The sequence below is a fragment of the Dellaglioa sp. CoH-56-MRSF-13 genome (genome assembly GCF_056782095.1).
In genome coordinates this window covers 116,734-139,897 of the sequence record NZ_JBXAYC010000003.1, presented here as the reverse complement: position 1 = coordinate 139,897, position 23,164 = coordinate 116,734, and the positions used below count along the sequence as shown (strand labels likewise).

Here is a 23,164-nt window from a genome sequence, read left to right as displayed (position 1 = left end):
CAATGGTTATTTTTCTATTAAATTTTGTAGATATTCATGACTTTCCAACATTTCGCGACAATCATTTTGATTTTCTAAATCAATTTCGTAAATAGTCGTTGCATTTGGATTAAGCAAAGGATATGCTAACTTCCAATCAATCTTGCCTTTTCCTAAAGTTAAACTATCATGAAATTTACCCATTGAATCGACTAAGTGATAATGGACGATATTTGGCATTAACCGTTTCAAACTCGCTTGTAAGTCAGTATTACTACCTGCTTGTTTAATAAAGGCATGCGATGTATCAAATGCTAAGCGATACCCTTTTTGTAGAATAAACTGATCCATCTCTTCAGACCCATAATAAAATAAATCAGAAATCGAATTCTCAAACATGACGTTATTTTGTCCATATTTTTGATAATAATCCATCCGATTAAATAACGCTGATTCCGCAACCTCAAAATTAGGATATTCAGCAATAATTGTTGGCGTTTGTCGATTATATGAACCATGAATGAGGGTTTGAATTGATTTATCTTTTGCGAGCTGAATCAATGTCTCAGTACTTTCTCTAACAAAACGATATAACCTAGGATCAGCTGTTTCGGAAACGGCTAATTCAACAGATTGTTCACCAACCTTCATTGGATGATGCATGACAATCTTCTTCGTAGTTGCCTTCACCTCATCAATCTCATCTGATAATCGTTTTAATCCATCTCCAGAAACATCAAATTCATTTAGATAGAATTCAAAAATATCTGGATTATGTTGTAACCGATCATGGAGTTGAATTGGGTCAGTTCCCGCCTTTAATCCTAATGGTATTGTCATTTGAATCATCTCCTTGGTACTATGTTAGCATTAAATTGGGTGAAAATAAAAAGGAGTGACTTCTAATGATTCAATTTCTCAAATCACTAGAAAACTCCCCTTTTCTATACTTCAATTTTAGCCATAAATTCATGTAAAGCATCTTGCCAACTTGGTACTTCAAATCCCGTTGCTTTAACTTTACTCAAATCCATAACTGAATGTCTAGGTCGGTATGCCTTTTGTGGATATTCTTCAGACGTTACTGGACTTATTTCAACTACTTCATCCTTTAAAATCTCACTAGCAAATTCATACCAAGTACATGAATTATCATTAGAAAGCTGATATAACCCATAAGGAATATTTTTTTGAACTGCATATAACATAAAATCAGCCAGCGTTCTAGTCCAAGTTGGCCGTCCAACCTGATCACTAACAACAGTCAGATGATCATGAGTTTTAGCTAAGTTTAGCATCGTATAGACGAAGTTCTTTCCATATTCGCCAAAAACCCATGATGTACGGATAATATAATACTTACTCATTATTTTAGCAACGGCTTCTTCTCCAGCTAACTTCGTCCGACCATATTCATTTTTAGGCGCAGTGGGTGTTTTTTCTGTATACATTTGATCATTAGTCCCATCAAATACATAATCAGTACTAATGTAAACTAACGTAGCACCCACAGATTCTGCTGCTGTGGCAATATTCTGAGTACCTATAACATTAACTTGTTCATTAATAGCTTTACCAGGTTCTTCTTCAGCATTATCAACAGCTGTATAAGCTGCACAGTGGTAGACAATTTCTGGGCGATTATCTAAAAAATAATTATTAACTGCTTTTGAGTCAGTAATATCTAAATCTTTAGAACCAGTTCCTGTATATACAATCTTTTTTTCATCTAATAAATGACTTAATTCTGTTCCTAATTGACCATTTACACCCGTAATTAATATTTTCATAATTAGCTCCTTCAAAAAAAGAATGGACTTAAGTCCATTCTTAGTTATTATTGTCCATTTTTTGCATAATTTGCTTCAACTGCATCTTTCTCAGCTTTCCACCAATTTTCATTATTTCGGTACCAATCAATCGTATCTTGTAATCCTGATTTAAAATCAGTAAATTCAGGATTCCAACCAAGCTCTTCACGTAATTTTGATGAATCAATAGCATATCGTAAATCGTGTCCTGGGCGATCTTTAACGACATCATAAGCATCTTTAGGTTGACCCATTAATTCTAAAATCAACTCCAAAACAGCCTTATTATCTTGTTCACCATCCGCACCAATCAAATAAGTTTCACCAATACGACCCTTATTTAAAATAGCCCAGACAGCACTTGAATGATCATTAGTATGAATCCAATCGCGAACATTTTTACCAGAACCATATAACTTAGGCCGGATTCCACTCAAAACATTAGTAATCTGTCTTGGAATAAACTTCTCAATATGTTGGTATGGTCCATAATTATTGGAACAATTTGAAATTGTTGCCTGTAAATTGAATGAACGCACCCATGCACGAACTAATAAATCTGATCCAGCCTTTGTTGATGAATATGGACTGCTTGGATTATAACGTGTTTCAGGTGTGAATTTTTCACCTTCACCTTCCCCATGACCGGGTAAATCTTCGCGTAATGGTAAGTCTCCATACACTTCATCAGTTGAAACATGATGGTAGCGGACATTGTATTTACGACAAGCTTCTAGCAATGTATATGTTCCGATAATATTAGTTTGAATAAAAGGTGATGGATCTTTTAAAGAATTATCATTGTGACTTTCTGCAGCGTAATGTACTACCGCATCTGTTTTGCTAACAAGTTCATCAACTAGTTTAGCGTCAGTAATATCTCCCACTACTAGCTCAACACGATCAGCAGGTAGTCCAGCTAAATTTTCTTTATTTCCTGCATAAGTTAATTTATCTAACACGGTAATGTGAACATCTGGGTGGTTATTAACCACATAATGGACAAAATTAGAACCAATAAATCCGGCCCCACCTGTTACAATAATATTTTTCATTTAAAAACACCTCTCCTATTTAGATTTCTCCATACACAAACGGATTGTCTTTTTCAAACTCTGTAAACGTTGGTTGTGCAGCATCTTTTTCAGATGTAATTGCTTGGTCAAAATCAATAGGCCAATCAATATTTAGTTCAGGAGTTTTAAATGAAATCCCACCATCTGCTGCTGCATTGTAGTAACCATCACATTTATAAAGGAAATTAACATCATCTGTTAATGTTACAAATCCATGGGCATACCCTTTAGGAACTAATAATTGGCGATGGTTACTTGCAGAAAGAATATATCCTTCCCACTGTTTATAAGTAGGTGAACCTTTTCGAACATCGACAATAACATCTAGTACTGCCCCTGTCACGACCCGAATTAATTTAGTTTGTGCAGCTTCTCCACGTTGAAAATGAAGTCCTCTTAAAACGCCAGCTTGTGTTGATAATGAATGATTATCTTGGATAAAATCAATATCTATTCCAGCTTCTTTGAAATCTTTGTCTGAATATGACTCCGTAAAAAAGCCGCGATTATCACCAAATACTGCTGGTTCAATAATCTTAACATCTTGTAACTTTGTTGTTGATACTTTTAATTTACCCATTACTTTTTATCCTCTTCTTCTGCGATACGTAACATGTACTGTCCATAATCATTTTTTTTGAGTGGTTGTGCTAGATCAATTAATTGTTCGCGTGAAATATAACCCATTCGATAGGCGATTTCCTCTAAATTAGCTACTTGCATATTTTGCATTCTTTGAACAGTTTCAATAAACTGCCCTGCTTCAAGTAAACTTGCATGTGTCCCTGTATCAAGCCAAGCAAATCCACGTCCCATAATTTCAACATGTAGTCTTCCTTTTTCAAGATAGACCTTGTTAACATCCGTAATTTCAAGTTCGCCACGTGGTGACGGCTTAATATTTTTTGCTATATCAACAACTGAATTATCATAAAAGTATAAGCCTGTTACTGCAAAATTACTTTTAGGGTGATCCGGTTTTTCAACAATCGAAATTGCTTTATGGCTCTCATCAAATTCAACAACACCAAAACGCTCGGGATCACGCACTTGATAACCAAATACGGTAGCCCCCTCAGTTTGATTTGCAGCCCGTTCAAGCATCTTAGTCATACCTGGACCATAATAAATATTATCACCTAAGATGAGCGCAACGCTATCATTACCAATGAAATCAGCACCAATAATGAATGCTTCTGCTAATCCATCTGGTGTAGGTTGAACGGCATACTCTAAATTAATGCCTAATTCAGAACCGTTGCCCAATAATTCTTGAAAACGTGGCGTATCTTCAGGAGTAGAAATAATTAGAATATCCTTGATACCTGCCAACATTAATGTTGATATTGGATAATAGATCATTGGTTTATCATAAATCGGCATCAGCTGTTTACTTGATGCACGTGTCAATGGATATAAACGAGTCCCACTACCTCCGGCTAAAACTATTCCCTTCATACACTTTTCCTCCTAAAATATTCTAATTAATTTTTGTAAATGGTAGCTACAATAACTACTTAACACAGCTTTTAAAAATAAAAATCATTATTTATTTAATATCCTTCTTAAAACCAATTTTTTAACATAATTTGTTTCGTCATATCTAATAAATAAGAAATAGAATAATGTACTTGCTAGAATAAATACAACAGCAGATGCTATCAAAATACTGAAAATCCCTTGAATTACAATAATTTTTAGTAAATACGAAATTATTCCTAATTCTATTCCAATTATTCCCATATAACCAAAATATTTAAGATAATATTTTTTCATACTACGTTTGAATCCATATTTGAATAAGATAAGTGGTTCCCACCATAAATTAATTCCAATATTACTTACTATTGTACCAATTAATATACCATTAATGCCGAGATTTGTTGTCATTAACAAAAGAATTGAAACTATCATATTAACTACAGCTTCAAGTAGTGATTTATATCTCATTGGCCAAAATAATCCACGTGCACCAATAAAATTTAATACAGTCTGTCTAAATTGAACAAGTACAAAATTTATAACAATAAGTAACACGGTAAAGTTCGATAAGACGTAATTTGATCCTATCCAAAATTTAATAAAAGATTCAATAACTGCGTATAACGTTATAGCAATAACTGATGTAATACCGGCATTTATATACATATAACGATAAAACACAACTTCTTGATAATCTTCATCCTCCGTTACTCCTAGATTACCTAATCCAGCTGTGACAGCAGAGATACTTTGTGTCAACACACTGGAAATACTATTTACAATCAGCATATAATTAGAATATATTCCTACTAATCTAACGCCTAAAAATGCCGATATTAATATATTATCCGTTCCAAAAACTAATATAGTACCAATTTTTGAAGAAACAGTCCCAAATATATTTTTCTTCATATAGTTGATGACTTTAGGATTTACTTTAACAGTTTTCATTTCGGAAAGAAATTCAAATTCCCTATCAACAAGTTTTGAAATTCTCAAGTTAGATAACAATGTTATAATTATTTGGATTACTAAGTACCAAACATATTGTCTAAATAAAAGTAAAAAGATAATTTGTAATACTGTCTGCATTATCGTAAAAATTAATCTATTTAAACTATCCTTATATCCTTCTTGATTTGCAATTAATAAGGAACGTTTATACGTAAAAAAGTAACTAACAACCGTATTTAATAAAAATAGTACAAACATAACTCGCGGAAATGGTACAGGACTACCGCCCTTCATTAAAATAGTTATAAATGGAGTAAATGCTAAACCCATAATCAAAATTACGATACCAATCACATTATACACTTTTCTAAATAAATTCATGACACCAGCAATTTCACCATGATTACTAGTAGCAAGAGGATCGTACAGTGAGTACGTTATCGCCCCACCAATCCCTAATTCAGCAAAGGATAGAAAACTCAACACATTAGCATATAGCCCATTGATTCCCATGTAATCGGCACCAAGAGTTTTAATAAATACTGTCTGCAATGCAAACTTCAAAACTAACATTATTACTTGCGATAGTGCAGCGATTGATGTATTTTTAGCTGCTATACCAGTTCGAGAATTATTATTCATACATCACACTTACCCTCATCTGTTAAGTTCTTGTACACGTTTAATTTCTGTTTTAATTTTATCCGTGTACTTTAACATGCCGTTATCATAGACATCATTAATATCGTGCTTCTTAAAATCAAGATAACTACGTTCTTTTATATCATTACTTTGATCAGCATATCCTCTTTTTACTTTATTCTCGAATTCTTCAAGTGATTTTGCATAGTAATGATTAACCCTCACGTGTTCCCTTGATACAATTTTAGGTCTTTTTTCATTTGTCCATGGATATCCCCATAACCTATTTCCGTTTTCATCAGTCGTTTTACCGGCCACATCATACCAATGTGGTATTCTCATATCAATTACTAATCTAGGATTTACGATAGGTTTTGAATCTAAAATAATATCATTTTTTGATCTATTTAAAAATGTCTCAGTAACTAATCCATTTGATTTTTTAATCAAATTAGATGAGCCGAACATCACCCAACCAATTTCAATTTGAGCAACGTTTTCACTAAATTCATTTAAAAAAGAATCAATATTTTTTTCATCAATTAATACTAAATATTCATCTAAATCTAGTGTTAATAGCCATTTTGTTTCTGTCTTACAGCGCTCGACAGCATCCAGATATGCTGGTATTTGTTGCTTATCACCCGGAAAATAGATATATTCAACCACTTTACTTTTAATATACGGTTCTAAAATTTCTTTTAAATTATCAGTAGATTCGTTATCATAAATATAAAATTTTGATATACCAATAATTTTATGATATTCAATCCATTCTTGAACGTATAGTGCTTCATTTTTAATAATTGCCACTAATGACACGCTATTAATAAAATCAGTTTTTTCTTCAATTATTTTTACTTGTTTATACCTTTTATTTCCGTAGTTCATCTTATTTTTCATATACTTTATCATATTATATGCCGTAATAAAATTACGCCTAAAACTTTTTTTTATTAAATTGATAGTAACCACCTAATCACTCTCTATTAAACAAACCATATAATTATTCTTTGTGCTGTTGTATTAATTAAACTATGAAATTTATGATACAAAGAATATCTTTTAAAGATATTCTTTGTATCATAAAACTTATATGTATCTTCTAGCATTTTTTTTTCAGTATCATTTTTAATGATATTAGAAAATCTTTCATACAGAACAATATTTTCCTTTTTAATCCGACCTAATTGTTTATATCTTATTTTTAATCTACGAAAAACTTCATACAAGTGTACATTACTCTTACCAATTCCGATGACGTTATTTTCATGTTGTCTATAGTAAACCGTTACTTTATCAATGTACGTTAAATTCCCACTTGCTGAGCTGATTTTAGCAATAATTGAATCATGCATTGTTACATTTTCAATATCTTCATCTGTTAACATAAGTACTTCATCTCTTAGTTTCTTATTAATTGCTAATGCCGCTCCGGTTACTTTAAAATTGAATAATAAATCATTCAATGAATGATTATAATTTTCGCCTACTAACATTTTAGACATTTTAATATTTGTTGAAACAGCCTTTTTATCAGCAATCATAAGATCTGAAAATATAGCTTGTGTTATTTTATTGTCTAACAAATCAAATTTATCCATAAATTGCATTATTTTATCTGAAACCCAAACATCATCTTGATCAGAAAAAAAATAGTAATCAGCATCGACAACCCTAAGTAATTCAAAAAAGGAACGTTTAACACCCATATTTCCGCTTGAATAAATTATTTTTAACAAATTTTTATTTTCGTATCTTTTTAAAATATCTATTGTATTATCTGTTGAACCATCATCTCTAACATAAATCTGTATGTTATCTTCATTTTTATATTTTTGCTCAATAATACTATTTAATTGTTCCTCGACGTACTTTTCGCCATTATACGTTGACATAATCACAGCTATATTTTTCAAAAATTTACTCCTTAATTACTTTTCTTTAAACGACAATGCTAAAGCGATTTCCAATGTACTAAATATGGAATACTGTCAACAAATTCTTGTGGTACTAACACTCCATAAAACGCTATAACAGCTAATAAGAGTATCCCCACCATCATTAAATCAATCTTTAATAATATTCTACTATCAATCTCATCTTTATGCTCCCTAATTAGCGCGTATGCAATTATAATTGGTGCGAAAGAGTTACGTTGGAACCGTTGATATTGTATCGACATAACTAAAAATGGGAGTGCTACAAGACCAGTTAACGAAATTAAGAATAACAATTTCAATTTATTTTTAATCTCAGTTGATAGGCTATTAATTTTCAAAAAATAATATCCAAGTCCTAACATTGAAAAATATGATAAAGCTATTTCTATAAGCATTATTTTTGATGAACCAGCAGCATAACTTGTGTTCAGTTTATCAAACAATTGTGTCCTAGATGAATGCAATGAAACTTTCGTTATTATATTTTTCAATAAACCACTTAAACCTGGAATAAATTGTACAATTGTTAAAATTACAAAAAAACCAATAATTAATTGTACAAAAATTTTCACATATTTTTCGCTCAAAAAGCTTAAGGGAATTATTATTAAAAATATATATCCAGATGAATGCATTGATGCGCTCAATAAGATTAATCCGATGGCAATAATAATATTTTTTACATTTTTTTTCTGTAAAAAACTTAGCCCTAATAGAGCAATAGAAATCATAAAAAAATTACGTGCCTGTGTTGCCTCATTAAAAAAAGGAAAAATTGCAAAAACCCAAACAAAAGATCCTAAATTCTTTGTAAATCTTAATATTGCAACTGTCAAAATAATAAAACTAACAATAAATAATATTAATCTAAAATCAGCATATGTCACTCCGTTTGCCGCAAAAATTCGAGAAAGCCACATATAGCCCCACTCAAATTGGTGATTATATGGTGCTAAAGAACTATTATCATAATTAATAAGATAACTAGGATAATCGGTCGTCGTCATCTTACTAGCAGCACCCGCTAGCCATGCTAATATTCCGATTCCAATGAACGGAATGATATTATTTTTTTTACCATGAACATGATCCAAAAAGAAATTGGTTACTATTGCAAATAAATATGTCATATAAACTCCTAGATAGTCATTTCTTAAACAATTAATGAAATTTGCTTATGCTGTATTCCATTTTTAATTAAATTTTATGTAAATACTAACATTATTTTTTGAATAACCTTAATATTTCCTCCAAATAGAGTAAGGTATTGTGACCGTGAATATTGGTAAAAAAACCATTCTTTTTGCCAAATATTATGGCTTCGATACCCTTCTTTTCTACAAAATATTTCAACATAGTAATTCTTTTTTTTATTTTAATAGGCGAATTTGAAAATTGTAGTTCTAATTCATTAACCAATTTGGAAAATCGATCAAATTTAACTTTATATTTTTTTAAATCAATTAACTTACTTTTTATAATTGTACTTTTTTTATGTGCATCGGCACCTCTTGTAATATTAAATGAATGCATTCTATGACCATCAGTCGCACTATCTATATATCCAATCCCATCATATAATCCAGCAACTAATGCAAGCCATGCATCATGATTAACTGCTTCTATCGGGATGTTTTTTGAAATTTCTAATAAGTTACGATTAATAATCATCGTATTACCCATTAACCAGTTATGTAGAAAAATACGTTGATATGTTGGTTTATTTTTCTTTTCTACACCACTGTAGTTCACACTTCCGTCCCCCACTACTTCAAAAAACTCGTCATAATTCGTATATACAAGCTTAGGCAGTACTTTTTCGTTAGGCAGGTGTCTAATTTCATTTAATGATATCTCAATTTTATTTGTATACCATACATCATCCTGATCTGAGAACATAACATATTCATACTGGTCTGGAACGTTATTCATTAAAATTTCAAAATTTCCTAATTGGCCCTTTTCATTAATATTTAGCGAGCTATCTAGTATCGTTATTTTAGGATCTCTTTTAAAATTATCTAAAATTTTACTGGTATTATCTTTCGAAAAATCATCTCTAATAAATAGGTGCCAATTCCCATATGATTGATTCTTAATACTTTCAATTTGCTCCATTAAAAATTTTTCACCATTGTAGGTAGCCATTAAAATTGCAACGTCACTCATAATTAGATCCTCCTAATTAGCTAAAGTGTTCAGCGAATATTTTTCTTAATTGTTCTTTCGTTTCTGAAAGGCTCTCCAATGGTAACGATATGTCGTTTATAACAACTATTTTTGCCTTGGATTTTAAGGCGCGCTTTATTTTTGAAAAATCTCCATCTTCTGGCAACTTCTCAAACTTTCCAAACGAAAATCTACGTGGTTCAAAATTCCCTTTTGAAAGTTGCCAATCGCGTGCCAACCAAATATTTACATCATTTCTAGTACGAAAACGATTTTTACTAAGTTCGGCTAACAAAGCTGGTTCTTTTTGATATATTTCTTTAAATGTACTTTTCAATAAACTACTAGGCAAATGCGGTTCATACCATCCCAGAACAGACCTATATGGTAAAACTAAGAAATTTCTTACATTTTGAAACCCGTATTGCCAATTAAATATTTTAAAGAAATTCTTCTTCAAAATATTATTTTTTGAGAACCACTTATTAATAATAAGTATATTATTAAAAGGTATTAACGAAAATTCTTCCGACGGTTGAATAAGTCCCATTAATCCTACATCCTTAGGAGTCCCATCTTGAGAAAAGAAATCTGTTGGATCTACCTTGTTAGTTATAAACGTATCGTCATTAAATACGATAAAATGTTCCGATAAATTTTTAATTCTTGGAATATTCATTTCAATGACATTCGAATTAAAAGTAGGTAAATATTCTTCAGGAATAAAATCAGAATGATCAACAATTGTTAGATTTTTCATGTCCAATGGAAACTTCGGAACTTGTTTGTCGGTAATTAAAAAAATATGGTTTACCCATGGTGCAAATTTTTTTACACCTTCAAACCACCATTTAAAAATATCATAATCTCTGAAACGTTCATCCGCATTTAAATTTTTGTTTCCCGCGTACTTATTTTTTTTATTCCGCCAGATATCATCATTTCCATCAACCCATGTCACTACAAAATCAATTTTAAAATTATCACTCATGACTAAGTTCTCCTTAATATTTATTAGTGATTTTAATATTCAGATAAAAAGTGTTAATCTATTTTCAATCTTATATTTAGAGCCAAATTCTTCGTATTCTAGCCTTAAGCTCCCCATTAAATAATTGCTTAATATAATATTGGAAATATCTGCGGATACCATTAGGCCATTTTCCTTCATTATATTTCTTTATATTTTCAATAGACAACTTTTCATCTGTTATAAACTTATTAGGTACAATTAAAAAGCTATGGTCATCATTTGATATTTCAACATCAACTTGCATTTTTCTTTTTTGTAAATGAATATATTCTATCTTTTTAGTTTTAATTTTTCCGTTATCAATATAATTCATTACTAGTTCCCCATCATGCCATCTAAACACTTGATATTGTTTTCCCTCAGAAATATCAAGTGTTATAAATCGAAATGCTTTTACCCAAATATCAGCATAATAGACCTTTTCTTTATATGGATCATATATTCTCATATCTGTGTCGGGCATAAATTTTGCAGTTCCCCAAATTTCATCAAAGTGAGTTGCGTCATCAGTTGTAAATGCCTGCTTATAATTGTACGTCCCTTTTTTATGATGATCAATTTTATATGCATTATTAATTTGATTATTATTTCTATACATTTGAAAATGTCCACGAGTATTTATTTTGTCATATTTTTTTAGTATATCCTCAGATAAAAATTTTTTTAAATCTCCAAATATAGTATCAATATCCACAAATCCCCACCAATCATATCCCGAGATGTCTTCCTCAAATATTTCACCGTAAGCCGGTTTGTAGTCATTCAACTTATACGGATTATTAATTTTTATAGGAAATGTATAATGTGATCTTATTTTCGCTTGAATATCTTTAAAGTTGACTATTTTTATTTTAACATTCGGTATGGTTGTAGATATATTTTGATCAGTATATATTAGAAAATCTATCTCATTATTATATTCCGCTGATTTTAACCATAAATCAAAATAATTTGGTAATTCTCCAAAATATATAGCTATCAATACTATTTTTGTGTTTTTAATCATTGCGAATCCTTTCAATTTATAGACAACATCGCATAATTTAAATTTTAGAATATAAACTATACATAATTTCATTTACATTCTTAATACTATATTTTTTTGATACTTCAATATTGTTTTTAACAATTTTTTCGTATTCTTTATCATTGATGCCTAGTAAATTTTCTATAGCTTTCACAAACTGGGAAATATCAGTAGGATCATCCACTACACACCCGCTGATACCATTTTCTGTGTAATCTTTGATCCCCCCTAAGTAAGTACTTACTAATGGAAGACCAGTAGCCATAGCTTCTAATCCCGCTAGTCCTAATCCTTCTCGTTTAGATGGAAAAAGAGAAAAATCTGCTATATCTAAATATTGTTTAATATTTTCAGAATAACCTGTAAAAATAATCTTTTCTTCTAATCCATACTCTTTCACTTTTTTTTCTAATAAATCTCTTTGATCTCCAACACCGCATATAATATATGTAATATCAATTTTATCTTTCAATTTATTTACTGCTTCTATTCCCACAATATGATTTTTCCGCTTAGATAATTCACCTACAGAAATCATCACTTTACTATTCTTACTTATCTTTAAATCAGTTTTCAATTCATCGATATTAGTTGATTGTTCTCGTAATTGTTCCCATTTTATTCCAACGCCAGGCACATGTAAAACTTCTTTTATACCAAAAGATTTTCCAATTGAGTAATCTTCATTGTTGATTGTTATTAAAATATCCGTATATTTAGATAAGTAACGTTCTATAGGATAAAATAATATCCAATCTTTTTTCGGCCCGCCCTTAAAGAACTGAAAGCCATGTGCCGTATAAACAATTTTAGTTTCTTTATTATTTTTAAAAACTAATCTAGTTAATACACTTCCCATCGGTGAATGGCAATGCACAAAATTATAGGTAGTTGTACTTGCTAATTTTTCAAGCTGATTATATGCTTTTTTATTTGCTTTTATTGAACCAATTCCTCTTAAAAAGTCAATTTGATGACAAATTATATTTTTTCCTTCAAGCTTCTTTTTTAAGGAATTAGCCATATCATCTGGTATAGTTCCAGCGGAATAAAAGTTAGTTGCAACTTCCACATTATATCCTAATTCTTGTAATATTCTGATATTATCCATATTAAATTGTTCAATCATTGAAGCAACCGACGCAACGATTAAAACTTTTTTCATTTCTTATCCTCCATTAAAATTTTCGTTATCGTATTTTCTAATGTAAGTCCTAATGTATATTCGAAAGAGCACTCGCTAATTTTTTTATCATAAACTTTACTACCATATATTTTATTAAAAACACGAAACTTCCTTGATAATAGAGAAATAAGCGGATTAAAAATAGAGATAAAGTATACTTTCTTTCTTAATAATTTCCTTGTTACTTTGATTACATCGCTTGTAGAAACATATTCTTTATTTTGAGGGAAATAAAGGCCTGATGCATCATTAATAATTATCTGTTTGATAAATTCTGTTAATACATCTACATAAATCATACTTCGTTCATTGTTAATACTTGGGAAAATCAGGGATTTCTCAGCTAACTTCAGTAGCCTTGGAAAATTACCCTTACTATTCGGTCCGTAAACCATCGGAGTTCTGATAACAACCGTTTTAAAGTTATCGTCTGCTAATTTTTGAATTTCTACATCTGCCTGTAGCTTACTATCACCATAAAAATCAATTGGGTTCATTATTGTCTCTCGAGTAATTATATTAGTATTTTGTAGTCCATTTTTTTCACCATATACTATCATACTTGATAAAAAAATAAATTGTTTCACTCCCTCAGATTTAGCTTTTTTAGCCAAATTAATTGCGAGATCTCTATTTACTTTATAATATTGATCCTCCATACTCGGATCCGAAGATACATGTGCAATACCCGCAACATTAAGTACTACATCATATAGACCAAAATTTTTTCCTCTCCATTTATCATCTCGAACGCTCATCATATCAACTGATATATCTTCCGATTCTGATTTATTAATCCAGCTTTTAAATGCCCCTCCAATATAACTATGTGCACCGGTTATCAAAACTCGTTTAGTCATCACTCTTACCTTCCTTTACACCATCACTCTTTAAAACTGATGTAATTGTTCCAAAAAAAATTTTTAAATCTTCTGAAAAAGATAAAAGTTGCACGTAATCACCATCAATTTTTGATTTCTCAGCAATAGATAATTCATCTCTCCCACTAATTTGTGCTAATCCAGTTAACCCTGGGTAAACGTTATTAGCGCCGTACTTTTCACGTTCGTTAATTAAATCTTCTTGACTCCAAAGTGCTGGTCGAGGACCAACGATACTCATCTTACCTGTTAAAATATTAATAATTTGTGGTAATTCGTCAAGACTCGTTTTTCGTAAAATTTTACCCGAGCGAGTAATGAAAGCATCCGGATCTTTCAATAAGTGAGTAGGTACATCAGGTGTATCAGTTCTCATCGTCCTAAATTTTAAAATACCAAAGTAGGTTTTATTAATACTTACCCGCTTTTGTACAAAGAAAATAGGGCCTTTCGAATCGACTTTAACAATAATTGCGATAATTAAAAAAATAGGCGATAAAAGTACAAGGCCTACTAAAGAAATAACAAAATCAATTGTTCTTTTAAAATATTTTTTATACATTAACGCATACCTTCCGAATCAATTGAGGGTTCACCATTATGAGTATGTGCATATCTAATAACTTCTTTTTTCAAAGCAGTACCAGTTAACGGCTCTACACTCTTAACAAAACTCATAATTTCATCAATCTTGTATGGTGTTACTTTACCCAAGAAAATTTTTTCAAATACTTGCTCTTGCTGTTTTTCACTACTTACTAATAATTCTTCATACAGTTTCTCTCCAGGTCTCATACCTGACTCAACAATATCAATATCGTTTTCAGTATATCCACTTAATTTAATCATTTTTCGTGCTAAATCAACAATTTTAACCGGTTTACCCATATCTAAGATAAATAGTTCTCCACCTTTAGATAGCGTCCCCGCTTGAATCACTAAACGGCTAGCTTCAGGAATTGTCATAAAGAATCTTGTCATTCTAAGATCAGTAACAGTAACTGGTCCACCTTTAGCTATCTGTTTCTTAAACAGTGGTACAACACTACCACGGCTACCAAGAACATTACCAAAACGAACAACGGCGAATTTTGTATGACCTGGTTCATTCAAACTAGTTACAATCATTTCAGCGAGACGTTTCGTTGCCCCCATAATATTAGGCGGATTTACTGCTTTATCAGTTGAAATCATTACAAATGATTTCACATTTGCAGACTTAGCAGCTTCAGCAACATTTTTCGTACCATAAACATTATTTTTAATGGCTTCAGTTGGGTTAGCTTCCATTAATGGTACATGTTTGTGTGCTGCAGCATGATAGACTATTTCTGGTTTATATTGTGCCATTAAGTCAAAAATATGTGCCCGGTCTTGAACATCCGCAATAATCGGCACAATTTCAATTTTCCCAGCATAAAGATTTTTTAATTCTTGATGAATCAAATAAATTGAATTTTCTCCATGTCCTAGTAAAATTAGTCGTTTAGGACCAAATTTGCTAACCTGTCGACAAATTTCTGAACCAATAGAGCCACCCGCTCCTGTAACTAAAATTGTTTTACCATATATTTTGCTTTCAATCTTAGCCATATCAAGTTTAATCTCTTGTCGACCCAGTAAATCAACAACGTCAATCTCATGCATTTTTCTAGAATCACTATTGTCTTCTAACATATCTTCAAAACTTGACATGCGATTAATTTTAACTTTTAGAGGATTTAAAATATCTAACAAGTCCTCGTAATTATGGGGACTTAATGAAGGAATAGCAATTGAGACCTGTTCAACATCGTATTCTTCGACAATCATTGGAATTTCTTGGAAAGTTCCCAAAACTTTCTTACCCATCATCCACATTTTTTGTTTTTGAATATCATTATCGACGTATCCAATAACATTCAAGTCGGCATTATCTCTTTGTATTCTTTCCATTAAAGCTTCTGCGCCATCCCCTGCACCGACTATTAATGTTGTAATTAATGTTTCTGATTCTTCATTATTAAAGATATTTTCAACAAGATAGCGCCATGCAAATCGGCTGCCACCAATAAAAAGGAGGGCCAGTAAATAAGTTAATATTCCAAAACGAATACTATAATTTGAACTTATGAAAAAATAACTAATATTACTAATAACTGCTGTAATTGTTATTGCAATAAAAATTGCAATTATTTCTTTAAAGCTAGCATACCTATTAATTTTAGAAAAGAGGTTTAATGAGTATCCAATTATTAGGTATAAAATCAAACATATACACCCAAATTCCAATAAATCAGAGTTACTAAAACTAATATACGGCCCTAAAAATAACCTCGATAATGAAATTGAAACTACCCAAATCAAACTATCCAATCCAGTTAAAACAACCTGTTTACTTTTCCTAGTCACCTATAATCCCTGCTTCCTTAAATTATCCTACGTCTACTTAATTATTATTTATAATAGCCATAATACCCACCATAATAACCTGACTCATCACTACCTGAAACATCATTCAAAATCGTCCCAATGATTCTTGCATGAACGGTATCTAATAATTCTTTTGCTTTCAAAACGGCACCTTTATTTGCCACACCTTGTCTCACAACTAAAATTGTACCATCAACTTTTGTTGCAACAATTTGTGCATCTGTTACAGAAATTAATGGTGGTGTATCGATGATAACCATATCCATTTGTTCAGCGACAGCTGTAATTAAAGAATCCATCCGTTTTGTATTCAATAATTCTGAAGGGTTCGGTGGAGTAGGACCTGCAGGCATAACATATAAATTTTCAATTGGTGTTTCTTCAACTGCTTTTGCAACATCAATACTTTTTTCAGTCAAACAATTTGTAAGCCCGGTTTCATTACTCAAACCAAAAGTTTGATGCGCAGTTGGTCTACGCATATCGGCATCAATTAACAATACTTTCAGTCCTTGATTAGCATATGTTACAGCAAGATTAGTTATAACTGTTGACTTGCCTTCTGATGGACCTGATGATGTCGCCATAATAACTTTCATTTCTTTATCAACACTTGAAAATTGGATATTCGTACGTACAGTCCTAAATTGTTCTGCAATCGTTGATGTTGGTTGAGTAACAGTAATTAATCCAACACCGTTATCAATACTATCAGTTGATAACTTTTTATCTTTTTTTAATAAACTCATCATTCAATAACCCCTTATCTATTTTAATTAGTATGCTTTCTTTTTCTTGGTGTTGATTGTCCAAAAAGTCCTTGACTCTTATTAGTTTCGTCAATATGGTTAATCATACCTAAGTTTGAAAGACCAAGATCTGTCAAAAAATCAGCGTTTTTAACTGTTTTATCAAAAAGTTCTATTGCGAATGCAATCCCAATTCCGATAAGCCCCCCTAGTAACAGACCTATTAATACATTCATCTTTTTATTAGGTGATACTGCATTAGGTTTTGCAACTGCATCAGCAACAATTGTTACATTATTAACTTTCATCACTTTTTTTATTTTATTTTTAAACGTATCAGCAACAGAGTTTGCAATATCAGCCGCGCGATATGCATTAGTATCTTTAACAGTTACACTAAAAACCTGTGAATTTTCTTGATTTGATATACTTATCTGATTTTTTAAATCATCACTCGTACCAACGAAATTATCTTTTTTAGCAATTTCTTTTCTCACAGGATCTAGTACAATTTTATTTTGAATAATGTCTTTATACGTATTAATCATTTGGACATCTGCTTGCTGTGTATTGTAAGCAGCCCCTACATTATTGGCAGTTTCTGTTCTATTAACTAATATTTGAACAGTCGAGTTATATTTTGGCGTCATAAAGAACATGGTTACAAAAAATGCTAATAGTGCCCCCGCAATTATTAACCCAATAATTAATTTAAGATGTTTCTTTAAAATGCTAAAAACTTGTTCAAGATTGATTGTCTCTTCCATTGATATAATTCTCCTAGTCTAAGTCTAATTGTTTTCTGATCATGTTGGATACTTTCGTTACTTGTGCTGATGGAACAACTTCATACGACACACCATTTATCATTTGTGATTGTCCTTGAAGTTGAACATCTTTAATTGTGCCTATAGCACTACGATACTGAGTCACTATTTTTTTCATATCAGAAAATTTCAAATTTGTTTTCATATTGCTCTCAAGTACACTCAAAATTGCTTGATAATTTGTGACACCATCAATAGAAGCTATTTTTTTACCTAATTCAGTCACAACCGAGCGTTGTCTTTTTTGACGCCCGTAATCACCATTAGGATCAGAATGTCTCATTCTAGAAAAGTCTAAAACATTACTTTCAGTTAACTCAATATCACCTTTTACGTATTGATGCCTTCCCGCTGAAAAAGCAAATGGATTATTGACCGTAATTGGACCAACGGCACCCGTTAATTCTTCCAGGCCCTTCATATTCATCTGAACATAGTAATCAATTGGAATATTTAAATAGTTTTGAATAGTATCCATCGCTAAGGAAACATCCCCATAAGCATATGCAGCATTTAATTTATTATCTGTCCCGTGACCTGTAATCGGAATCTTCGTATCACGAGGTAAACTCGTTAATGTCGTCAAGTTTGTTTTAGGATTAATTGTCGCAACCATCATTGTATCCGATCGACCTTGATCTGTTCTCCCATCTTCGCCCGTATCAACACCCAAAATTAAAACTGAGAAAGGCGCCTCTTTATCAAGAGAGACACTCCCGGTTGTTCGTTTACTTTTAACATTTACTTTTTGATATGTATTATCTACAACGTCTTTTGCATCTAGATAAACCTTCGCCATCAACACACCACCAATAACCAATAGTGCGGCAACGACGATTCCGACACCAATCCCCCATTTTTTCAGTGTACTCATTTTTTTCTTTTTATGATGATGCTTCTTGTGGCTACCTTGGTGTTTAATATTATCTTCACTCATAATTAATTACCCCTAAATTTTTTAGATGTATACAATGACACAATAATTTATTATACATGTTACCAGACTTAAATGAAACTTAAAATCGTTTGTCTAATCATTGTTTAATCTTATTGTCAACTGATATGATATTCTAAACATTTTGACCACGCTTTCAAAGTTGTAGTGCTCTACACTTTTAATTATACGTTATATTTAAAAGTATTATATTTCATTTTTAATACAGAAAAAGAACATCATTAATTATGTTCTCTTTTTGAAGTCCCTATTACTTGTTAAAACTATATCATAACTTAATTTCTTTTTTATAATCAGTGATTTTTATAAAAACAGCACTAACGCAACTAATTATCCAAGTGGCTAGAACGATGATTAAACTAATTCTTGTTATTATTTTCGTATGATAACCAATGACTAACCTATTTGTACCTATTTTAGTTGCTTTAACGGTTGGACTACCCATAGTTGACAAGGTCATTTTTTTAGGATCAAGGCTATTACCATTTAATTGAACAGTTGAATTATTATAGACTATCGCGGGTAAAGAAATCTCATTTCCTTTTTTTGTTGCGTTCCAACTCAGACTTAACTTTCCTTCACTATTAATCGTTTTACTTACTTCATCTTTATTTTTTTTCATGTCTAATCGATAATCATGATAAGGACGTTCACTTAATACTCGATTATTAGGTAAATAGTCTGGCGATGCCTTGGTAATCAACTTTAAACCATCATCTAGATTTGAACTCATAAATGCTTTGGTAATCTGTTCGTTACTCGTATTATCTGCGATATCAACATTATTGGGAGAAACTATCGACTGATTAGTATGCCATGCTTCATTACTTTTTTGAATTTCTAAATACGATTGTACTCCGACAACAAGACCTCCAACAATTAAGAATAGATCAATATACTTCCGATAATTTTTAAATGAACTACTTGATAGTGTTGCACTAAAACCCGCTAATAATAAAACTACAGCGAACCCTTCAAAGCGACGTGGGTATTGCAAGAAACTTTGTATTGATGGGATAACCTGGGCTAAATCCGTCCAAGGAACTAATTTTGACGTTAAGACTAAGAAAACTAAACCTAAACTAGTTACTACTTTATTAGTAACCGTAAATTTTGCTTGTTTTATAAACAATAAACTAATTTGTACTACAAATATGAAGCTCATAACCAAACCAATTTTAGTAAGCGTTGGCCCCCCCATCGATAAATTCATAGTTGAATTGGACATCATCACATTAACGTGCGGTGCGTATAATTTATTGTTTGCGAAAACATCTAACATGGCACCCCAAACATTAAATGTCAGAACTAACGATAATAACCCCGCCCAAAAACAGGTTAATAATAGTTTCGATTTTTGATTCGTTTGAATAAAACCAACTATAAAAAAAACGAATAGGACACCAATCGACATCAAGGCACTTAAAACATGTACCTGTATCATTACCGACATGGTTAACGCTAAGGGTAGAATTCGCAATCCTTCTGCGTTATTTTTGATCATTTTAACACCCATTAAAACAACTAGTGGCACTAGCATGATACCCCAAGCCATAAAATTTTGCTCAGTTGACCATCGCGCAATCCACAAGCTACCCATAAAAAGAACAGCCATTAATAGTGAGATATCTTTGGTCGAAGTTATTTCTTTAGCTAGTAAATACATTGAGTAACCACTAATAAAGAAAATTAAAAAAGAAGAAATAACCTGAAAATTAAACCAACTATGTACGAGTAGTAGCAACCCACCTAGCAGATAAGCAAATCCAGGCCCATACACAGCATTGATAATCCGACCACTTTGTTGAAACCCGTAATTTGTTTGGAAATAGTTAAAATTGCCTGTTTTAAATTGCATATAGATATCGTAAATACGATTAAAATGAAATAAAGAATCAGAACCTAAAACTAAACTATGTGCGAGTATCTGAGGTAAGACTAAAAACAAGCTCACACTAAACATAACAATAAATACACCGACATGATTTTTTAAATTAATCGACTTATTTTTCAATTAACTTACCTCCCCTAACGATTTATAATATTTTATTTTTTCTTACTAAATCGACTTTTATATTGCTTAAATAAGCTATTTAGCTGAATAGATTGTGCTTCAACTTCACCATGTCGAACAATAGCAATCGATGCATTAAGAACAGCACCTAGCATGATTATCCATGCCCCAAAATCCAGCCAGAATAACATAATCATTACTGTTCCGATTGCACCATAACTACTAAAAGCGCCACCGAAATACTGCACGTATATCGAAAATACTTGGGTCAATAAAATCCACCCAATGGTTGTCAAAATTGCCCCTGGTAAAACTGCCCTGAACCTAAGTCTTGCACTAGGTAATATCCGATAAAGTAATAAAATAATAATAAAAATACCGATTAAGGCGACAGGCCATTTAACCGTGGTAATCACAGTTAAAAATTCTCCCGGCAAATGTAAAATGGGTGTCAACACCTCAACTACTATTTGACTGAACCCAAAGAACAAAATAATAGCACCTAAGGAGATAACTAACCCAATCGTTAACACAAACGATACAATTCGCCCAACAATTGGATTTTGCTTCGTTTCAACACTATAGGCATGGTTGAAACTTTTCTTCAATGCATTAATCCCCTTACTTGTCGTCCATAACGTTACGACAGCACCAATTGACAATAATCCACCATTTCCATTTTTCAGAAACGATTCAATAAACGGTGCTAAAATGCTATATATCGCGGATGGCATCACAACTTTTACATATTCTAAAATAACGGACACCTTTAAATGAAGCATTGGTATTAAATTACCAATAAAAATAATTGCTGGAAAAATCGATAATAACGTATAGTACGCAATAATAACCGAAGAATTACTAACATCGGCATTAATAAATTGTGTTTTAAATATTTTAATAAACTGAACGAACTTACTTTTCATACGATTCCTCCGCGAAATACATCTATATAAGAATAAATTGTATCACATTTAGACAAAAAAATAGATTGAGCATTTAAAATCAGCCCAATCTTCTAATTTTATTATAATTTTTTAGATAACTCTTTAATGTATTCTCTAAGTTCATCCTTAACTTCTGGATGTTTCAAACCAAAATCAATACTTGTTTTTAAATAACCGAATTTATTTCCAACATCATAACGATCACCTTTAAATTCATGCGCGAATACACGTTGCACTTTATTTAAACGATCAATAGCATCAGTCAATTGGACTTCATTACCTTCACCAGGTTCTTGTGTTTCTAACATCCCGAAGATTTCTGGTGTTAACAAGTAACGACCAATAATAGCTAAATCACTTGGTGCTTCATCAACAGCTGGTTTTTCAACAAATTTTTCAACATCATATAGCCCTTTTGACACTTCACTTTGTGGTGCAATAACCCCATATTTTGATACTTCTTTATGTGGGACTTCCATTACAGCCAATGTTGAAGCATGTGTTTCTTCATAGCGATCCATCAATTGTTTTGTTAATGGTACCTTATCTTGCATGATATCATCACCCAACATAACAACAAAGGGTTCATCACCAACAAAGTCTTTAGCCATTAAAACAGCATCCCCTAAACCTCTAGGATGTGACTGGCGAATAAAGAACAAATTAATATCAGTTGTTTGCTCAACCATTTTTAATTGTTCTAATTTACCTTTAGCTTTAAGATTAGCTTCCAATTCAGGTACTGAATCAAAATGATCTTCAATTGGGCGTTTCCCTTTACCCGTAACAATTAAAATATCTTCAATCCCTGCTGCTTTAGCTTCTTCAACAATGTACTGTATCGTTGGTTTATCCACGATAGGTAACATTTCTTTAGCCATTGCTTTTGTTGCTGGTAAAAATCTAGTTCCCAAACCTGCTGCAGGTATAATTGCTTTTCTAACTTTCATAATTAACTTCTCCTTTTTTTCTTTATACGATATACAAAATCCCATTAATTTATCTCAAACTCTACGAATATTACAATTCTATCATGAATCCGCTACATTATACAAAAAAACTGCTAAACAATTAAGT

Annotated in this window: 22 protein-coding genes; all 22 read right to left on the bottom strand. The window is 31.5% G+C overall.

What is annotated here, in order from left to right:
• Positions 1-6: 6 nt before the first annotated feature.
• Positions 7-819 (bottom strand): sugar phosphate isomerase/epimerase, encoded by an 813-nt coding sequence (locus AC1RP1_RS04420; protein ID WP_481761528.1) that lies wholly within the window; start codon positions 817-819, stop codon positions 7-9.
• 104 nt (positions 820-923) lie between these two features.
• Positions 924-1,769: a dTDP-4-dehydrorhamnose reductase gene (gene rfbD, locus AC1RP1_RS04415; RefSeq protein WP_481761529.1), complete on the bottom strand. Its 846-nt coding sequence runs from the start codon at positions 1,767-1,769 to the stop codon at positions 924-926.
• 47 nt (positions 1,770-1,816) lie between these two features.
• On the bottom strand, positions 1,817-2,845 hold the full coding sequence (gene rfbB / locus AC1RP1_RS04410; RefSeq protein WP_481761530.1) for a dTDP-glucose 4,6-dehydratase: 1,029 nt from the start codon (positions 2,843-2,845) through the stop codon (positions 1,817-1,819).
• A 19-nt stretch (positions 2,846-2,864) separates the two neighbouring features.
• Positions 2,865-3,446: a dTDP-4-dehydrorhamnose 3,5-epimerase gene (rfbC, locus tag AC1RP1_RS04405; protein ID WP_481761531.1), complete on the bottom strand. Its 582-nt coding sequence runs from the start codon at positions 3,444-3,446 to the stop codon at positions 2,865-2,867.
• Positions 3,446-4,324 (bottom strand): glucose-1-phosphate thymidylyltransferase RfbA, encoded by an 879-nt coding sequence (gene rfbA, locus AC1RP1_RS04400; protein ID WP_481761532.1) that lies wholly within the window; start codon positions 4,322-4,324, stop codon positions 3,446-3,448. The genes rfbC and rfbA overlap by 1 nt, the downstream gene beginning before the upstream one ends.
• Positions 4,325-4,411: 87 nt before the next feature.
• Positions 4,412-5,944: a lipopolysaccharide biosynthesis protein gene (locus tag AC1RP1_RS04395; RefSeq protein ID WP_481761533.1), complete on the bottom strand. Its 1,533-nt coding sequence runs from the start codon at positions 5,942-5,944 to the stop codon at positions 4,412-4,414.
• 15 nt (positions 5,945-5,959) lie between these two features.
• Positions 5,960-6,847 carry a glycosyltransferase family 92 protein gene (locus AC1RP1_RS04390; RefSeq protein ID WP_481761534.1) on the bottom strand — a complete coding sequence of 296 codons (888 nt, stop codon included), beginning with the start codon at positions 6,845-6,847 and terminating at the stop codon, positions 5,960-5,962.
• An 86-nt stretch (positions 6,848-6,933) separates the two neighbouring features.
• Positions 6,934-7,863, bottom strand: a complete 930-nt coding sequence (locus tag AC1RP1_RS04385; protein ID WP_481761535.1) for a glycosyltransferase family 2 protein — start codon at positions 7,861-7,863, stop codon at positions 6,934-6,936.
• Positions 7,864-7,901: 38 nt separating this feature from the next.
• Positions 7,902-9,017: an EpsG family protein gene (locus tag AC1RP1_RS04380; protein WP_481761536.1), complete on the bottom strand. Its 1,116-nt coding sequence runs from the start codon at positions 9,015-9,017 to the stop codon at positions 7,902-7,904.
• A gap of 91 nt (positions 9,018-9,108) precedes the next feature.
• Entirely contained in the window at positions 9,109-10,056 is a 948-nt protein-coding gene (locus tag AC1RP1_RS04375; RefSeq protein WP_481761537.1) for a glycosyltransferase, read from the bottom strand.
• Positions 10,057-10,072: 16 nt separating this feature from the next.
• A complete protein-coding gene (locus AC1RP1_RS04370; RefSeq protein ID WP_481761538.1) occupies positions 10,073-11,047 on the bottom strand; it encodes a Stealth CR1 domain-containing protein in 975 nt (324 codons plus the stop codon).
• Between the two features lie 76 nt (positions 11,048-11,123).
• On the bottom strand, positions 11,124-12,095 hold the full coding sequence (locus AC1RP1_RS04365) for a DUF6625 family protein (RefSeq protein WP_481761539.1): 972 nt from the start codon (positions 12,093-12,095) through the stop codon (positions 11,124-11,126).
• A 37-nt stretch (positions 12,096-12,132) separates the two neighbouring features.
• A complete protein-coding gene (locus AC1RP1_RS04360; protein ID WP_481761540.1) occupies positions 12,133-13,281 on the bottom strand; it encodes a glycosyltransferase in 1,149 nt (382 codons plus the stop codon).
• The gene (locus tag AC1RP1_RS04355) at positions 13,278-14,162 is read right to left on the bottom strand and encodes an NAD-dependent epimerase/dehydratase family protein (protein WP_481761541.1); all 885 of its coding nucleotides are present in this window, start codon (positions 14,160-14,162) and stop codon (positions 13,278-13,280) included. Before AC1RP1_RS04355 ends, AC1RP1_RS04360 begins: the two co-directional genes overlap by 4 nt.
• Positions 14,155-14,745, bottom strand: coding sequence for a sugar transferase (locus AC1RP1_RS04350; RefSeq protein WP_481761542.1), 591 nt, complete (start codon positions 14,743-14,745; stop codon positions 14,155-14,157). The genes AC1RP1_RS04355 and AC1RP1_RS04350 overlap by 8 nt, the downstream gene beginning before the upstream one ends.
• The gene (locus AC1RP1_RS04345) at positions 14,745-16,574 is read right to left on the bottom strand and encodes a polysaccharide biosynthesis protein (RefSeq protein WP_481761543.1); all 1,830 of its coding nucleotides are present in this window, start codon (positions 16,572-16,574) and stop codon (positions 14,745-14,747) included. The genes AC1RP1_RS04350 and AC1RP1_RS04345 overlap by 1 nt, the downstream gene beginning before the upstream one ends.
• Before the next feature lie 44 nt (positions 16,575-16,618).
• Positions 16,619-17,344, bottom strand: a complete 726-nt coding sequence (locus tag AC1RP1_RS04340; RefSeq protein ID WP_481761629.1) for a CpsD/CapB family tyrosine-protein kinase — start codon at positions 17,342-17,344, stop codon at positions 16,619-16,621.
• Positions 17,345-17,367: 23 nt separating this feature from the next.
• Positions 17,368-18,111 (bottom strand): YveK family protein, encoded by a 744-nt coding sequence (locus AC1RP1_RS04335; RefSeq protein WP_481761544.1) that lies wholly within the window; start codon positions 18,109-18,111, stop codon positions 17,368-17,370.
• A gap of 13 nt (positions 18,112-18,124) precedes the next feature.
• The gene (locus AC1RP1_RS04330) at positions 18,125-19,108 is read right to left on the bottom strand and encodes an LCP family glycopolymer transferase (RefSeq protein ID WP_481761545.1); all 984 of its coding nucleotides are present in this window, start codon (positions 19,106-19,108) and stop codon (positions 18,125-18,127) included.
• Between the two features lie 286 nt (positions 19,109-19,394).
• Entirely contained in the window at positions 19,395-21,140 is a 1,746-nt protein-coding gene (locus AC1RP1_RS04325) for an MFS transporter (protein WP_481761546.1), read from the bottom strand.
• Between the two features lie 32 nt (positions 21,141-21,172).
• A complete protein-coding gene (locus tag AC1RP1_RS04320) occupies positions 21,173-22,066 on the bottom strand; it encodes a YihY/virulence factor BrkB family protein (protein ID WP_481761547.1) in 894 nt (297 codons plus the stop codon).
• A 101-nt stretch (positions 22,067-22,167) separates the two neighbouring features.
• On the bottom strand, positions 22,168-23,037 hold the full coding sequence (gene galU / locus AC1RP1_RS04315) for a UTP--glucose-1-phosphate uridylyltransferase GalU (RefSeq protein ID WP_481761548.1): 870 nt from the start codon (positions 23,035-23,037) through the stop codon (positions 22,168-22,170).
• Positions 23,038-23,164: the final 127 nt, after the last annotated feature.